The sequence below is a fragment of the Rhodomicrobium sp. R_RK_3 genome (genome assembly GCF_002198715.1).
Taxonomy (GTDB): Bacteria; Pseudomonadota; Alphaproteobacteria; order Rhizobiales; family Rhodomicrobiaceae; genus R-RK-3.
The window spans coordinates 1-14,315 of the sequence record NZ_MWLK01000034.1; the positions used below are offsets into that span (position 1 = coordinate 1).

At 59.9% G+C, this 14,315-nt stretch carries 8 protein-coding genes and 7 pseudogenes; 5 read left to right on the top strand and 10 right to left on the bottom strand.

The features are described 5' to 3' along the window. Positions 1-325 precede the first annotated feature (325 nt). From BLEFHOIH_RS20705 to BLEFHOIH_RS27385, 5 genes and pseudogenes are all read right to left on the bottom strand, one after another. Positions 326-1,234 carry an AraC family transcriptional regulator gene (locus BLEFHOIH_RS20705; protein WP_088347950.1) on the bottom strand — a complete coding sequence of 303 codons (909 nt, stop codon included), beginning with the start codon at positions 1,232-1,234 and terminating at the stop codon, positions 326-328. Between the two features lie 146 nt (positions 1,235-1,380). Continuing rightward, a complete protein-coding gene (locus BLEFHOIH_RS20710; protein ID WP_088347951.1) occupies positions 1,381-2,478 on the bottom strand; it encodes a branched-chain amino acid ABC transporter substrate-binding protein in 1,098 nt (365 codons plus the stop codon). A gap of 273 nt (positions 2,479-2,751) precedes the next feature. Then, positions 2,752-4,404 carry a thiamine pyrophosphate-dependent enzyme gene (locus BLEFHOIH_RS20715; RefSeq protein ID WP_088347952.1) on the bottom strand — a complete coding sequence of 551 codons (1,653 nt, stop codon included), beginning with the start codon at positions 4,402-4,404 and terminating at the stop codon, positions 2,752-2,754. Positions 4,405-4,888: 484 nt separating this feature from the next. After that, positions 4,889-5,209, bottom strand: a complete 321-nt coding sequence (locus BLEFHOIH_RS26415) for a hypothetical protein (protein WP_170937302.1) — start codon at positions 5,207-5,209, stop codon at positions 4,889-4,891. Beyond that, a pseudogene (locus BLEFHOIH_RS27385) lies at positions 5,202-5,454 on the bottom strand (UPF0104 family protein); the annotation flags it as partial. The gene BLEFHOIH_RS26415 and the pseudogene BLEFHOIH_RS27385, both read right to left, overlap by 8 nt. Positions 5,455-5,950: 496 nt before the next feature. Between BLEFHOIH_RS27385 and BLEFHOIH_RS20725 the strand changes: the two are divergent. Genes BLEFHOIH_RS20725 through BLEFHOIH_RS20735 form a run of 3 tightly spaced genes read left to right on the top strand, consistent with a single transcriptional unit; the run spans position 5,951 to position 8,705 of the window. Then, positions 5,951-6,700 carry an SDR family oxidoreductase gene (locus BLEFHOIH_RS20725; protein ID WP_170937303.1) on the top strand — a complete coding sequence of 250 codons (750 nt, stop codon included), beginning with the start codon at positions 5,951-5,953 and terminating at the stop codon, positions 6,698-6,700. Between the two features lie 9 nt (positions 6,701-6,709). Beyond that, complete coding sequence (locus BLEFHOIH_RS20730) at positions 6,710-7,573, top strand: alpha/beta hydrolase (RefSeq protein ID WP_210191777.1); 864 nt, start codon at positions 6,710-6,712, stop codon at positions 7,571-7,573. A 58-nt stretch (positions 7,574-7,631) separates the two neighbouring features. Next, positions 7,632-8,705 carry a methyltransferase gene (locus BLEFHOIH_RS20735; RefSeq protein WP_170937304.1) on the top strand — a complete coding sequence of 358 codons (1,074 nt, stop codon included), beginning with the start codon at positions 7,632-7,634 and terminating at the stop codon, positions 8,703-8,705. Here BLEFHOIH_RS20735 and BLEFHOIH_RS27390 read toward each other — a convergent pair. Beyond that, positions 8,702-8,884: pseudogene (locus tag BLEFHOIH_RS27390) on the bottom strand (hypothetical protein); the annotation flags it as partial. The gene BLEFHOIH_RS20735 and the pseudogene BLEFHOIH_RS27390 sit on opposite strands and share 4 nt — an antisense overlap. 96 nt (positions 8,885-8,980) lie before the next feature. Here BLEFHOIH_RS27390 and BLEFHOIH_RS27395 point away from each other — a divergent pair. Beyond that, positions 8,981-9,307: pseudogene (locus tag BLEFHOIH_RS27395) on the top strand (hypothetical protein); the annotation flags it as partial. A gap of 188 nt (positions 9,308-9,495) precedes the next feature. Here BLEFHOIH_RS27395 and BLEFHOIH_RS20745 read toward each other — a convergent pair. The 4 genes and pseudogenes from BLEFHOIH_RS20745 to BLEFHOIH_RS26885 all read right to left on the bottom strand — a co-directional run. Further along, positions 9,496-10,442: pseudogene (locus BLEFHOIH_RS20745) on the bottom strand (IS630 family transposase). A gap of 380 nt (positions 10,443-10,822) precedes the next feature. Continuing rightward, positions 10,823-12,022 carry an IS91 family transposase gene (locus BLEFHOIH_RS20750; RefSeq protein WP_088347956.1) on the bottom strand — a complete coding sequence of 400 codons (1,200 nt, stop codon included), beginning with the start codon at positions 12,020-12,022 and terminating at the stop codon, positions 10,823-10,825. A 10-nt stretch (positions 12,023-12,032) separates the two neighbouring features. Then, positions 12,033-12,912 (bottom strand): annotated as a pseudogene (locus tag BLEFHOIH_RS20755) (site-specific integrase). A gap of 301 nt (positions 12,913-13,213) precedes the next feature. Then, positions 13,214-13,372, bottom strand: a pseudogene (locus BLEFHOIH_RS26885) (IS110 family transposase); the annotation flags it as partial. Positions 13,373-13,637: 265 nt separating this feature from the next. Here BLEFHOIH_RS26885 and BLEFHOIH_RS20765 point away from each other — a divergent pair. Further along, a pseudogene (locus tag BLEFHOIH_RS20765) lies at positions 13,638-14,230 on the top strand (transposase); the annotation flags it as partial. Between the last annotated feature and the right edge of the window lie 85 nt (positions 14,231-14,315).

Genomic DNA, 14,315 nt, shown 5'->3' on the forward strand with positions numbered 1-14,315 from the left:
AGCCCGGGGTATGGCAGTCATTGCAGCCACCGAATTCGACGAGATATTGTCCGCGATTGAGTTGGGCAGACGAAGGCTGCTCAGCGTGGCTTCGTGCACTCTCATTGTCGGAATATCGACTAGGGGGAGGCGCAGACTGTCCGCTTGCCATGGTCGACCACGACACTACCAGCGCGGAGAATAATGCGCTCTTTAGCAAGATTTTGAAGCCCCCAATGAAATCTTTCGGGAAGATAACAGCAGGGACCCTATGAGGATTGACCATTACGCGCACGCTTAGGCTTTTTGCGCTGCCGTTAGGCCATTTTTTTGCTTCTGCAAGCGGCTACGCCTTTCCCTGGCGTCGCCATTCCCCGGGACTGACGCCGACATAACGCCGGAAGATACGGGTGAAATGCGATTGATCAGCGAAGCCACAGACGGCGGCAATTTCGGAAAGACTCAGCTTCGACGAGCGAAGCAGACTCTTGGCGCTATCAACGCGTCGCCCGAGCAACCATCGGTGAGGCGGTTCGCCGGTGCTGTTTCTGAATGCTCGCGTGAAGTGGCTGAGTGACAGTCCGCACGCTGAAGCCACGGCGGCGAGAGCGATTTCACCATTAAGGTTGGCACTGAGAAGCTCGGCGGCACGCTTAAGTTGCCAGGACGCCAAGCCTCCCTTCACGGGCGGCGGCGAACGCATCCCGCCATACATGCATGCAAGATGCAGGTGCATCGCAGACGCGATGTGATCCACAAAGAGCTGGTTTACCTCATGAGGCCGATCGAGAGCGGGGAGCAGCGCATAGCCGAGGTGACGAATGACGGGATCGTCGTAACTGTGTCCCGGCCGGCAAATCAAATCGTCGATCCGACGGATACCAGCATCAAGCGCAACGCAATCAAAAGCCGAGCGCGGGATATAAAATTGTACCACGTCGAACGGATCGGTCAGATCGAGGATGGGGTCATCAGCGAGATCGACAACGCTAAAAGTACCTACGAGCATCGGTCCGGGGCGCAGAGGCTTCCCGCCCATATAAAGCTCATGTTTGAGAATATCGCGGAGCTTAAGTACGACCGAAAGTGTATCCTCCGGTGGAACCGGGACAGTCCTGCCGTGATTGTGGGCTGGCGTAGCCAATCGCGTTGCCGCAAAGCTCACCTTGTTCAGGCTCTTCACGACCACCGCGTCACGCGGTTCCAATCGGAACCGGTTACTTATGCGCCGGCCATAGGCTCCATCTTCACTCATGCCTCCCCAATCAGGCGACAATGTGAAAGACGCCGATCTCTTCAGTTATAGCGGCTAACGTTTCTTGCGATAATATGTACGTCGCCTTGCGAATAGGAAGCCCGCCGAAATGCGCGAGCTTCCTATACCGCAGTTTTTCCCAGGGATTAGAGCTGTTCGTAAGTGCCGTTCTTCCAGATATATATGGCGTAAGGCGGCAGGTTCGGGTCGCCCTTCTTGTCGAACTTAAACTTGCCGATGACAGTTGAGAACTCCATGCCCTCCATGGCCTTGATAACCTTATCACTGTCGGTGCTCTTAGCTTTCTCTACAGCCTGCTTCCAGGCCTGGATGGCAGCATAAGTGTAGAGCGCATATCCTTCCGGATCGATGCCCGCGGCCTTGAACTTTTTCACCACCTCGGTCGCAGCGGGGTTCTTGCGCGGATCGGGCGAGAAGGTCATCAGTGTGCTAGCGCCGTCCTCACCAGTGATTTGCCAGTATTCCAGCGTGACGAGTGCGTCGCCGCCCATCAAGACCGTCTTCATGCCCTGGGAGCGCATCTGGCGCACAATCAGGCCCGCCTCGGTGTGGTATCCGCCGAGATAGAGGAGATCGACATTGGCCTGCTTCAGCTTGGAAACGATGGCCGTATAGTCCCGCTCGCCGGCAGTGTAAGCTTCATAGAGCGCCTCTTCCTTGCCAGCGGCGTTCATCGACTTCTTGGTCTCGTCGGCGAGTCCCTTGCCGTAGGCACTCTTATCGTGAAGGATCGCGACGACCTTGTCTTTGAAATTCTTAGCGATATAGGCGCCGGCTACGGCTCCTTGCTGGTCGTCGCGGCCGCAGACGCGGAAGACGTTCGGGCCGGCGCGCTCATCGGTGAATTTCGGGTTGGTCGAGGCGGGAGAGATCTGCACAATGCCGGCCTCGGCATAGACCTGCGATGCCGGGATCGAGGAGCCCGAGCAGAAATGACCTATCACCGCGGCAGGCTTCATACCGGCGGTTTTGTTGGCGACAGCAACAGCCTGCTTCGGGTCGCAGGCATCATCGCCCAGTTCCAGCTTGATCTTCTTGCCGAGCACGCCGCCGGCTTCGTTGATGTCCTTGGCGACGGCTTCCGCACCTATCTTGAACTGATTACCGAAGGTCGCATAGCTGCCCGTCATCGGAGCATTAATTGCAACCGTCAAATCCTGGGCGGCGGCTTGGCAAGTAAAACTAAGAGCCAGTACACTGGCTGACAAGAATTTTATGTTCATATCTGTCTCCTTATCAACTTTTAATGCTTCTATTTCTGTGCGGGATCAACTGACTAATTGTGCTCTGCTTGTAACCTCCCGTCTTACTAGTTCCACGCTAGGCATCCTCAGTAACACCGTGCCCACCTGACCATCAAATGGACACTGACGCCCGAATGCGCCGCCTGACCGCCGATTTGCTTTCGGAGCCGCACGAGCTGTGCATGTTTTCGAATGGAGGGGCAGGATTGGTGCGAATGGCCAGAGCCGGGTGATCCCAACACGGTGTCGGATTCAACGGGTTGGAATTTCGATTAGGCTTGGCCCCAACGTAAGGAGCGCTTGCTTCACCGCCGACTGGATCGTCTCGGCGTTTTCCACGCGGAAGGCGGGCACACCGAGACTGGCGGCAAGGTGACGAAAGTCGATCCGCGGGTCGACCAAATCCATGCCGATGAAGCGGCCGGCAACGGCGTTGCGATAGCCTGCCTGCCGCGCGACGTTCTTTAGCACGTCATAGCGAGCGTTGTTGAAGATGAAAAAAATCACGTGTCGACGGTAATGTGCGGCTGTCCACAGCGCCTGCGGCGAATACATAGCGCCTCCATCACCCGTGAGGCATGCAACGATGCCGTCCGGCGCAGCGAATGAGGCGCCAACGGCTGCTGGCATAGCCGAGCCGAGCACGCCGCCACGGGCGAAAAAGTACCGCCCTGGTGTCATCGGTAAGATATCCTGCACTCGACCAAACGTTGCCGCAGCCTCGTTCATGAGGATGGTGTCCTCAGGAAGGCTGTCGAGCACAGCAAGAACAGCGGCGTCGGCGGTAAGCGGCGGCGTTTGATCACATTGGCCGATCGCTGCGCGGGCTAAGGCGGTACGCTTGTCGGCTGCCCGATCCAAGTCGCCCAGGCAGTCCGCCGTTATTGGTCGATTGATCTGCCCCCTCAACTCATCCGCGAGCGTGTAGAGAATGGAGCGTAGATTCCCAACCAATGAGATGTTGGCCGGCGCCTCAAGGTCTATTGCTTGCTCATGGTCGGCGAAATGGATGAAGGTCGTCCCAGAGACAAGCGGTTCGACATCCCGATAGGGATAGGCGATGAAAGCCCGGCTGCCGATCAGGATGACAGTCTGATAGGCAGAGAGCTTATCTCGCATGTATGCGAAGTCGGGCTTCAATGTTCCCCGCCACCACATGTCCTCCGGGGGGTAACCTCCGCGCGATGTCAGTTGCAGACCATAGACGCCATAGCCCCCAACGTGCGCGAATGCTAGAACGGCTTCAGCCACCTCAGGTGTGAGATCGTCGCCGACAATGACCGCGACCGTGTCGCCCGATCGAGTGGCAAGATAGGTGGCTGTCGCCTTGACGCTCGGCACCGGTGCCGCGTCCACTTCTTCGAGCATCCAATTCGTCTGCGGCGCATTGATCTCCCGCTGCAGGACATCCATGGGCAGAGACAGGAAGACCGGCCCCATCGGCGGCGTGCGGGCCACGCGGAAAGCACGGCGCAACGCCGCCGGCAGATCTTCGGCTCGCGTCACCTCCGCTGCCCATTTGGTTACCGGGTGCGCTATGGCGACGAGATTGCCGGAGAGCCAGGGCTCGGAGAAGAGGTGTCGCGTGTCCTGCTGCCCGGCGGTAACGACGAGCGGCGTATGGCTCGTCCGCGAGGCGTAGAGCATACCGACGGCATTGCCGAGGCCGCCGGCACTGTGTAGATTAACAAAAGCGGGTCTGCCGGTCTTCAGCGCGAAGCCGTCCGCCATTCCTATGACCGTCGCCTCCTGCAGCCCAAGGACATAGGTGATTTCGTCGTCCTCGGCGAGGGCGTCCATGAGCGGCATCTCGGTTGAGCCAGGATTGCCGAAGATATGCATTACGCCCTCGGACTTGAGAATGTCGATGACGACGTGCGCGGCGTGCCCCTTAGTGGCAGTCATGTAGTCTCCATAATATTAAGCTGCCGAGCCAGCGGCGGCGTTCAGGTGGAGGCGCCGTCGGGAACAACCAGGGCGGCGTCTGCATGGTTCGCAATAAAGGTTGTGTCAGAACCGCGGATAAGTACTTCATTTGCTTCCCATCAGATCATGTTGCTCGCTGGATTGCTCGCCACGACAGTTCCTTGAACGGATATGTCTTTGGCACCGCAACCCGAGTCAGTGCCAATCCTGATCTCGTCGACGAAAAACGCGAATGAGATCTAGCAAGCCCAAGCACTAGCCGGTCGCTAAAAGATCACTAAATGCGGGATGACGAATCCTAAAAGATGCCTAATGGAGCTTCTGCAATTCGGTTCACATGCCCCCTTTTGAAGTGCTGCCGCCGTTCACCGCAATTATAACGATCTCGACGGCACTTCATTTGGGGGCGGTCAGGCGTGATCCCCCTCCTAGTGCGGTCTTGGAGCGGATCGAACTTCGCCCCTCAGTGGCCGTGGCGAGAAGGAGCCTGATCGTGCACCGGTGCCATCGGCGTGCGGCGCCGGGATGTCACATACACCGCCGCCACGCCGAGATAAGGCGTGCTGATGATTGCCATAAGCGTCTCGTGCAGGCAGCCGGCAATGCAGGCAAAGTTTAGCGGGTGACCAGTTTCGCGATCACCAAGCGCGTCGGCGGCATTTCCACTCCGACGCCGCGCACCCGGATCTGGCATCGCCCCCTCCAGCGGCGGCGACACAGCTCCCGGGCTCAGCCCTGTGATCTCATGGGTGTGGTCGCCGCGGGCGAGCAGGGCAAATGCCACCGAGGATTGCGAGACCGGGCCCGACAGTGGCGCCCACAGAACAGGATGATCTTCGCGATATCGTCGGCGTTGAGACCCCATCGGGAATAGAATCGATAGCGGACGCCGCCGCTGCTGAGGCCCACAAATCCGATATTGTGGCCCAGCGAATGAGTGACGAAGGATGCAAGCGCAGCCTGCTGGTAGGGCAGCGGTCGCTGCACATAGCGCAACGCGAGCCAGTCGAACGTGGCCAAGCATAGATAGCCGCCGGTCGCGAAAGCTCCGGCAGCGCTTAGGTGCCGGGGGCATCTTCTATTGAATCTTGACGGGTAAGCGTCATCGGCTTCTTGGGTGTGTTGCTCCAATGTGGTGAGCTAAAATCAACTAGTAAAGGGAGATGGTCGGATGCAATCCGAGCCGAGCGCGTTCGCGATTAACCGCGTTCAGTGCCTCGACTTGTATCCGGTCGGAATGCCCGATCACGACTACACTCTTGCATGACAATTTCCCGCCCTTTAAAGGTCGGCCCTCTGCTCGGCTTAGGAAAAAATTAGGTATAGGTCGCCCACGCCCGTCGATAAAAGGGCTGCAGAACCTTGCGAGTTGCGCTCAATGATGCCCGATCATTCCTCTGCGGGGGGATCCGGCAAGGTGGGTGCTTCGCTGCAACGACGGGAAGGACTCTCATCGTCGTTGCGATGCAAATGGCGAAGTGCTGCGAACACGCCCTTCTTTTCAACATGGATCTGAGGAACAGCGATGATTGTTGATCTCAGCGGCAAAACCGCCCTTGTCACTGGTGGGTCGCGAGGTATCGGCCGTGCTACGGCGATGGCCCTTGCCAAGGCGGGTGCGGAAGTCATCGTGCATTTTGCCAGTAACGCGGCCGCAGCCCGTGAAGTAGTGGAGCAGATTGAAAGCGCTGGCGGACGTGCACAATCGGTTGCTGCCGACCTTGCGGGACCGACCGCTCCGCATGACCTTGCGCGGGAAGTGCGCCAACGCACTGGGAACCGCCTAGACATCGTCGTCGCTAGCGCCGGCGTCCTCGCGAGCATTCCATTCGACAAGATGGATCATGAGGAGTTCGACCGCTTGTTTGCCGTCAACGTGCGTGCGCCGTATTTCCTTGTCCAACAGCTCCTGCCCTGCCTGTCCGATGGCGCCAGCATCATTCTTCTATCATCACGCGCAGCCTCCAGAGCGGTTGGCATGATCTCGGCCTATGCAGCGACCAAAGGCGCCGTCCAGTCGCTAACGCGGCACTTGGCGTTCGCGCTCGGCGATCGCGGTATCCGCGTGAACGCTGTCGCGCCGGGCATGGTTGACACCGACATGGCGGAAATGCGCACGGATCCCAACAAGCGTGACTTCGCACTAAACATTCAGGTCCTTAAGCGACTAGCTCAACCTGAGGACATCGCTGACTTTATCGCCTGCCTGTCGGCGGACCAGTGCCGCTGGGTGACCGGTCAGGTGATTGCCGTCGATGGGGGCACGCTGCTTTAGGCGGCGAACGTGTGGACAGCCATGCGAAACGCTACAGCAATCTTTGCCGCCCTGCTCGGAACGGTGCTTGCCGCATTTGCGCCGGCATATACTTCAGCAGCCGACCAGAATCACACTCCATCCATCGATAGTAACGCCGTCACCGGCAGTCGAGACGCTGGGCCTAGTGAGGTGCGCGATCTACAGCTCAGCAGAGGCGGAACGGTGCGCGTCCTATATGCTGCCCCGACCTCCGCACGGGCGGCGCTCGTCATGCTGCCGGGCGGCACGGGGAAGGTCGGCATCGGCGATGAAGGCAATCTCGATCATGACGAGAACTTCGTCGTGCGTACTCGCGCCCAATGGCTTAAGCGCGGCTACGCCTTGATCCTCCCCGACGCTCTCGATGGCCAGAACATGCGAGGTCAGCGCAGCTCCCCGGAATTTGCCGATCTGGTCGGCGATCTAGTACGTTTCGCGCATTCAAGAGTAACTGGGCCGGTTTTCTTGCTGGGCACCAGTCAGGGAACCATCGCCGCCATGAACGGAGCATCACAGCTCTCTAGAGACCAGATCGCTGGCGTCGTATTGACGGAATCCATCTCAAGACCTGGCAGAAAGAGCCGCGAGACGGTATTTGACGCCATGCCCAATCGTGTAGAGGTGCCGGCTCTTTTGGTTGCTAATCGCGATAGCCGCTGCCGTGTTGCACCGGCCAAGGATGCGCACCGTATTGCCGATGCGATGACGCATGCATCCGAGGTCAAGGTGCTTTACGTGCGAGGCGGTGATCTCGATTCGAGAGATTGCGGCTCACGATCGCCACATGGCTATTGGGGTATCGAAAAAGACGTTGTTAGTGCCATCACCGCCTGGCTCGATGCGCATCGTTGAATTTCGTATTTCTCAGGCTCAGCTATGCAATGACCACGAATTGAGGAGATTACCGACCGTGAGCATCGGAATCGATCACGAAGTAGCATATGACGCAACGAAAGCTGCAGACGGTGCTGATCCCGGATCTGAACAGTTCAACGACATGATGCAGATGATCACCGGCTATTGGATCGCCCAGATTGTTCGCGGCGCTGCCGATTGCTCGCTTGCCGATCATCTTCATGCCGCTCCCCGGAGCGCGCAGGAAATTGCTGCGCTGGAGAACATTGATACGGACGTAGCGTACCGGTTCCTGAGAGCGTGCGCTGCCCTAAAGCTCGTAGCCGTCGACGAGCGACAGCGATTTGTTTCGACTCCGCTTCTGGATACGCTGCGAAGGGATCGTCTTGGATCGCTGCGCGGCCTTGCATTGTCCCAGCCCGCGCCTGGCCACTGGCTGCCTTGGGGGCGGTTTGTGGATGTGTTGCGCACCGGCAAACGGCAGACCGTCGAGGCTATAGGGGCCGAACTGTTCGACTACTACGCTACTGTGCCCGACGAAGCACGGGCTTTCTCCGATTCCATGAAAGGAGCCACGAGTGCCGTGGCTTTGGAAGTTTGCCGGTTGGTCGACACAAGTAACACCACGCAGGTGGTCGACATCGGCGGCGCCACGGGCGCCTTGATGTATGTCCTGATGCACGCAAACAAGAAACTGCGCGGAGTTGTCTTCGACCTCCCCAGCATCGTCGAGCATGCGCGAGTTGCCGCTTCAGCCGAGGGACTGTCGGATCGGGTAGAGATCGGCGGCGGCGATTTCTTCGAGGATGTTCCGGCTGGCGATCTGTATCTGCTCAAATGGATCCTGCATGACTGGAGCGATGAAGCTTCGCTGCGGATTCTAAGGAACTGCCGGAGGCGACTGCTGCCAAACGGACGAATTATACTTGTCGAATGGATTATCGGTGATCTTGGCGACGGTGGCATGGCGCCGCTCATGGATGTCAACATGATGGTGCTTTTATCGGGGCGCGAGAGAACGTTCGAGGAGTACAGAAGGCTCCTTGAGACATCAGGGTTTAGGGATGTGAGAATGACGCCGACAAATTGGGGCTTAACGGTGATCGAGGCCGTTGGTAACGGCGATTAACCAGGACAACTGGTCGCCGGGGTCCAACGGTCCAACTCATGGGGCTGACGCAATCTCGATGAACGCTCTTCCGGCGCACCAATCAGCTTGGCTTGCAGAAGGTCGAGCTTTGCACGGCCGTACATCTGGCGCTTCACGAGCTTGAGTTTGGTGATCTGCCCTTCAGTCTGTCAGTTCGACCAGGGTTCGTCGATCGCCACTCTGACGGTGACTTGGTCGCGATGGATGCCACTGGCGAAGAGGGTAAGCAGGCTCGTGCTTGGCCACGGTCATCCATGTCTCCCGACGGGCGCTGCCTTCCTGCGGATCATCGCCTGGAAGTGATTGATGAGGTCGCACGCCTTGTCGACGAGACGGGCCGGATCTGCCGCGAAGTGATGGTGTCAAGCTATCCGGAAGATCTTGTGACGGTTTTGAAGCAGCCTACATGGAGCTTCGCTCGGGTGGGCCTCGAGGCAGGGCCTTTGCCGCAATGGCCTGTTCAGTGGTTTGGTGGAAGCCGGATTGCCGGCGATCTGCATTGAGACCCGGCATGCGAAAGCATTCCTGAAGGCGCAGGCGAGTACGACCGATCGCGGGGTATTGCGCAAATGATGCGGGTTCTTATGCCCGCGTTGTCAACCTCAAGGCGCGCGTCTTCGATCCGCTTTCACGGCTTAAGCTGTTGATCGATGCCCAAGGCAGGTGACAGGGCGAAATGGACGACGCTTGATCCAGCTCTTATCCGCGGGTTGGCTACCGCATGACCAGGGTTCGTCGCGGGGCTTCCTCTGTCTAGAGCGGGACGATTTTACGTCCGGTCATATCCGGCGTCGTCGAAGTCGTTTTTGCATTCCTGCGCTGAGACCCGACCGAGAGTTTCGCCGAGGGATGAGCAGACCGTCTCGACACTGCGGGCGGCCGCCTTGCGCAGCCAATGTTTGATCTTGGCGAACAACTGTTCGATCGGGTTCAGATCGGGCGAATATTTCGGCAGGAAGAGCAGTCTTGCACCCGTCTGGCGGATGGCCTGGCGGACCGCCTTGCCTTTATGACTGCCCAGATTGTCCATTACGACGATGTCGCCCGGCTTCAGCACGGGCACCAGCATCTTCTCGACATACAGCCGGACCCTCTCGCCGTTGATGGGGCCGTCGAACACGCAAGGGGCATCGACGCGATCCTGGCGAAGCGCGGCCAGGAAGGTCATCGTCTTCCAATGGCCGTGCGGCACCTTGGCCCTCAGCCTTTGGCCGCGCGGGGCCCATCCCCGCAAGGGGGCCATGTTGGTCTTGACCCAGGTCTCATCGATGAAAACCAGCCGGGCCGGATCAATCCGGCCCTGATATTTTCGCCACTGCCTTCGCCGGCGCGCCACGTCGGGCCGGTCCTGTTCGGCCGCGTGCACGGTTTTTTTTGTAGCTCAGTTTCTCGGCTTGGACGAAGGCCCCACACCGAGCGGTAATCCACCGCCAGCCCGCGTTCGGCCAGTTCCTCCACCAGCCCGCGCAAGGTGAAGTCCTTCTCCCGGCACCGAGCCACAAGCCAGTCGCGATGCGCTCCGGCAATCTTCTTCGGCTTGTAGCCGCCGATCTTCCTCGGCGCCACGCTCCCCGTCTGGCGGTGGCGATGCACCCATTCGATTGCCGTGCGCACGCCGATGCCGAAATGCGCGGCCGCTTTGCGGCGCGACAGGCCGGTCTCTTCAACCGCCTTAACGACGCGCTCGCGCAGGTCCAGGGAATAGGGTTTGCTCATCCAGGCTGGCCTCCCTCCCAGCCAGCTGGTTGAATCTGATTTGCGCGCCGAGGGGAATCTGGAGGTTTCTGTGAGGTCGCTGGAGGTGGGTTGGGGACTTGCGCAGTCTGCGACCTCATAGAAACCGGATTGAGCTGAAGCGCGGGCCACGCGCCTTGATGGCTATGGGGATTGATTAGCCAGGATGGATTTGCCGATGTGCGCAATGGCATGGATCGTCGGAACTGGCTTGGATTTGGCGTGACGGTTCCCGGTTCCAGAACCGGTCATCGCTTTGGTGGGGATGGCGTGCGCAGTCGGCGACCAAAGCCAGGGCAAAGATCTGCGATCGCGGTTCACCACCGGCGCATCGATCGTGGGTCTGTGCGATGGCTTTGCGCTCATGAACTGTCAATTCCGAGACGTGCCGGCCGGATGAACGGGCGGCGCCTTGGGCCTGGCAGGATCTCGACGATAACCATGAGCCCGCCGCAACAGGGGCATGGCGCCTTGAACGGGTCCGGTTCGGATGGCGCCGGTTCCTCGGCAGCGCCATCGATTGCGGCGGGAGCGGCATCGAGCAACCGGCGAATAAGGGCGAGCTTGGCCCTCCGCTGGCTGTTGGCCAGAAACCCATAATGCCGGATGCGCTGAAATCCGTCGGGCAGCACGTGCAGCAGGAAACGGCGGGTGAACTCGGCGGCGTCGAGCGTCATGCGTTTTTGTGCCGCGCCGTGGGCGTAGTCCCTCCAGGTGAAGGTGACGCGGCCATGCTCGAGGGCAACCAGGCGGCGATTGGAGATCGCGATCCGGTGGGTGTAGTGGCTCAGATAGGCAAGCACCTGCTCGGGGCCGGCGAACGGACGCTTGGCGTACACCACCCATTCGAGGCGGCGCAGTGGTGCAAGGCGCGCGATGAAGGTGCCGGCCTCGGCGAGCCCAGCCAGATCGCCCCAAAAGCGCAGCTTGCCTGCCTGGTGCGCGCGCAGGAGCTTGGTCAGAAACAAGCGGCGGAACAGACGGGAGAGGACGCGCACGGGCAAGAAGAAGCCTCGCCGGCACCAGATCCAGCGGGCCCCATCCGGCGACAGGCCGCCGCCCGGCACGATGCAATGAACGTGCGGATGATGCGTGAGCGTCTGCCCCCAGCTATGCAGGACCATCGTAATGCCGATCCTGGCGCCGAGATGCTTTTTATCGGCGCCGATGGTTCGCAGGGTCTCGGCGGCAGCCTCAAACAGAATGGCGTAGACGACGGCCTTGTTCTGATAACCGATCGCCGCGATCGGAGCCGGTAGTGTGAACACGACATGGAAGTACTCGACCGGCAGCAGGTCTGCCTGCCGCGCCTGGAGCCAGTCGCGTGCCGCGCCGGCCTGGCACTTCGGGCAATGCCGGTTGCCGCAACTGTTGTAGGCGATCCGGCTGTGCCCGCAGTCGCCGCAGCATTCGACATGCCCGCCTAACGCTGCCGTTCGGCACGCGCGAACGGCGCCCATGACCTTGAGTTGGCCACGGCTCAGATGTCCGGCATTGTCCGCGCGATAAGCGCCTCCGTGGCGGCCAAGAATATCCGCCACCTCCAGCACCGGACGCGACACGAGACGCCGCTTACGAAGGTGGCACCACCATCAGGCTCAAGCGGTCGAGCGGGCTTGTCGTCGCCGCAATCGTGCTGGTCGCGACGCGCGTATAGCGCGCGGTCGTCGAAAGGTTGTTGTGGCCGAGCAAGGCCTGGATGATGCGAATATCGGTACCCTGCTCCAGCAAATGCGTCGCAAAACTATGCCGGAGCGTGTGGACGCTGACCTTCTTGTCGATGCCGGCGGCCGCCCGCGCCGAGCGGCAGGCAGCATGAAGGACGGTGGCGGCGATGGCGGTGCTCTCGTCGCGGCCAGGAAACAAAAAGCGCGGCGGGCGGGCAAGCTTCCAATAGGCGCGCAGAATGCCGAGCAATTGCGCCGACAGCATCACGTAGCGATCCTTGCCATCCTTGCCCCGCTCAATGCGAATGACCATCCGGCCGCTATCGATGTTGCGGACCTCCACCGCCACGACTTCCGAAACGCGCATTCCCGTAGCGTAGGCCGTCGTCAGCGCGACACGGCACTTCAGGCCGGGCACTGCCTCGAGAAACCTGACCACCTCGTCGTGGCTCAAGACGTCCGGCAGCGTCGCCCGCTTGCGGGCATAGGGAATGCGCTCCGGCACTTCGTCTTGGCCGAGCGTTATGCCGTAGAGGAAGCGCAACGCACAAACGATCTGGTTCAGCGTTTGCCCAGGCGATGCCCTTGCCAGCCAGATGCACCTGATACGCGCGCGCATCTTCGAAATCGAGCCGATCAGGTGACCGGCCGAAATATCGGCTATAGCCCTCAACCGCATGCAGGTAGGATCGCTGCGTCATTGGCGACAGATTACGGATCGTCATGTCTTCGATCATGCGCCGACGAAGGGGGCTGATCGGCGTGGCCGTGCTACGCACACTCATGGAAAGCTCCTGTCTCAAGGCTCGTGTCTTCGACAACACGATCCTGACAGACAGGACGCTTCCCTCACCGCTGGGAGATACCGCGTAGCGGTTCAGTTCAATCCCAAATCGAGTCGGGGTAAAAACATCCCGCTCTAGCAAACGAGCGTGGGCTGTCGTGTCTGCACGCGGCGAACACGACAGCCTGGTTCAAACCCGACTTGCGAGGGCTCCCCACCCTCCACGCCCTGCCGCCCGCGTTGGGCATTGATATCTTGGCGATTGTTCTATCTCCTCCGCTCGCGTGATTGCCGCCTGCTCGTCATGCCATCTTCGGCTCGACAAGGCGTGCAATGGCCCAGATGAAGCCGACCAACTCGCGGGCCACGGCAACGATCGCCTTCGGCGCCGGCTTGCCGGCAGCCATCAGCTTGCGGTAGCGCGCCGATAATCGAACCTGTGCCTTCCAGGCGATGGCCCGGATCGGTTCCGGCAACTCTTTCAACCAATCAAAACACGGATGATCTGCGTCACCCGCGCCGGATGTCGATAGGTCCTGCCATCGCGATCGTCTTCTTGTGGACGTTCAGCCCCACGAAAATGATAGTCTCCGTCATGATCCGCTCCTCGGTGTCTGGGGCTGGGTTTCGCTCATCCGAAGCAACCCCCGTTGCGCTTGCTCTTGCGCCTTTAGTCGACACGTCGGGGCGGGTCACCTCTCTTCAATCCGGACATGATGGTCTAGCTTGTTCCCGCCGGTGCATGTCAAGACGTTGAAAAGCCGAAAGCATCGCGCCCTATTTGACGGCGCGGAAGCTTTTGCAGGAGAAGGCCATCGCCATCGAGAACGACATCCGCGGGCTGTTTGCGAAACTTCGGCCCCAAGGTGGTGTCGTCGGCACGATGGGCTTCGAAGCCCGCATTGTTGAGCTCGTCGAAAACATGCCCGATCTGATGGAAATCATCGCGCCTCTGCTTGCCGCCAGAGGAAAGCTGCGCGAGGCGTTCTCCTGCCTGCATCGGAAAGTGCTGTCTTTGGTCCGAGATGACGATACGTGTCGGCGATTGATGACGATCCCAGACATCGGCCCCGTCACATCGCTTGCCTCCACCAGCATGATCGATGTCCCGCCTCGCTTTCGGAATTCCCGTGCCGTCGGATCGGCATTGGGATTAACCTCGGCGCTCAACCAATTTAGGCGAGAGCCATCGCATCGGCCGAGTGTCGCTCTGTGCCGACGGCATGATGCGTGCCCTGCTCTACGAAGCGGCGTAAGTGCTGCTGAGCCGAGTGAAGAAATGGTCACGGCCGAGAGCTCGCGCTTCCAGGCTTGCAAAGGATATCTGCCGCTGGACAAATCGAGGCTCGAAAAGCGTTTGACTCCAGTCCGCCGAATAGAGAAGAGCCAATTTTGCGCGCCGGT

Coding starts and splice junctions, on each gene's coding strand:
- BLEFHOIH_RS20705 (WP_088347950.1), bottom strand. CDS start 1,234: ATGAGTGAAGATGGAGCCTATGGCCGGCGCATAAGTAACCGGTTCCGA.
- BLEFHOIH_RS20710 (WP_088347951.1), bottom strand. CDS start 2,478: ATGAACATAAAATTCTTGTCAGCCAGTGTACTGGCTCTTAGTTTTACT.
- BLEFHOIH_RS20715 (WP_088347952.1), bottom strand. CDS start 4,404: ATGACTGCCACTAAGGGGCACGCCGCGCACGTCGTCATCGACATTCTC.
- BLEFHOIH_RS20725 (WP_170937303.1), top strand. CDS start 5,951: ATGATTGTTGATCTCAGCGGCAAAACCGCCCTTGTCACTGGTGGGTCG.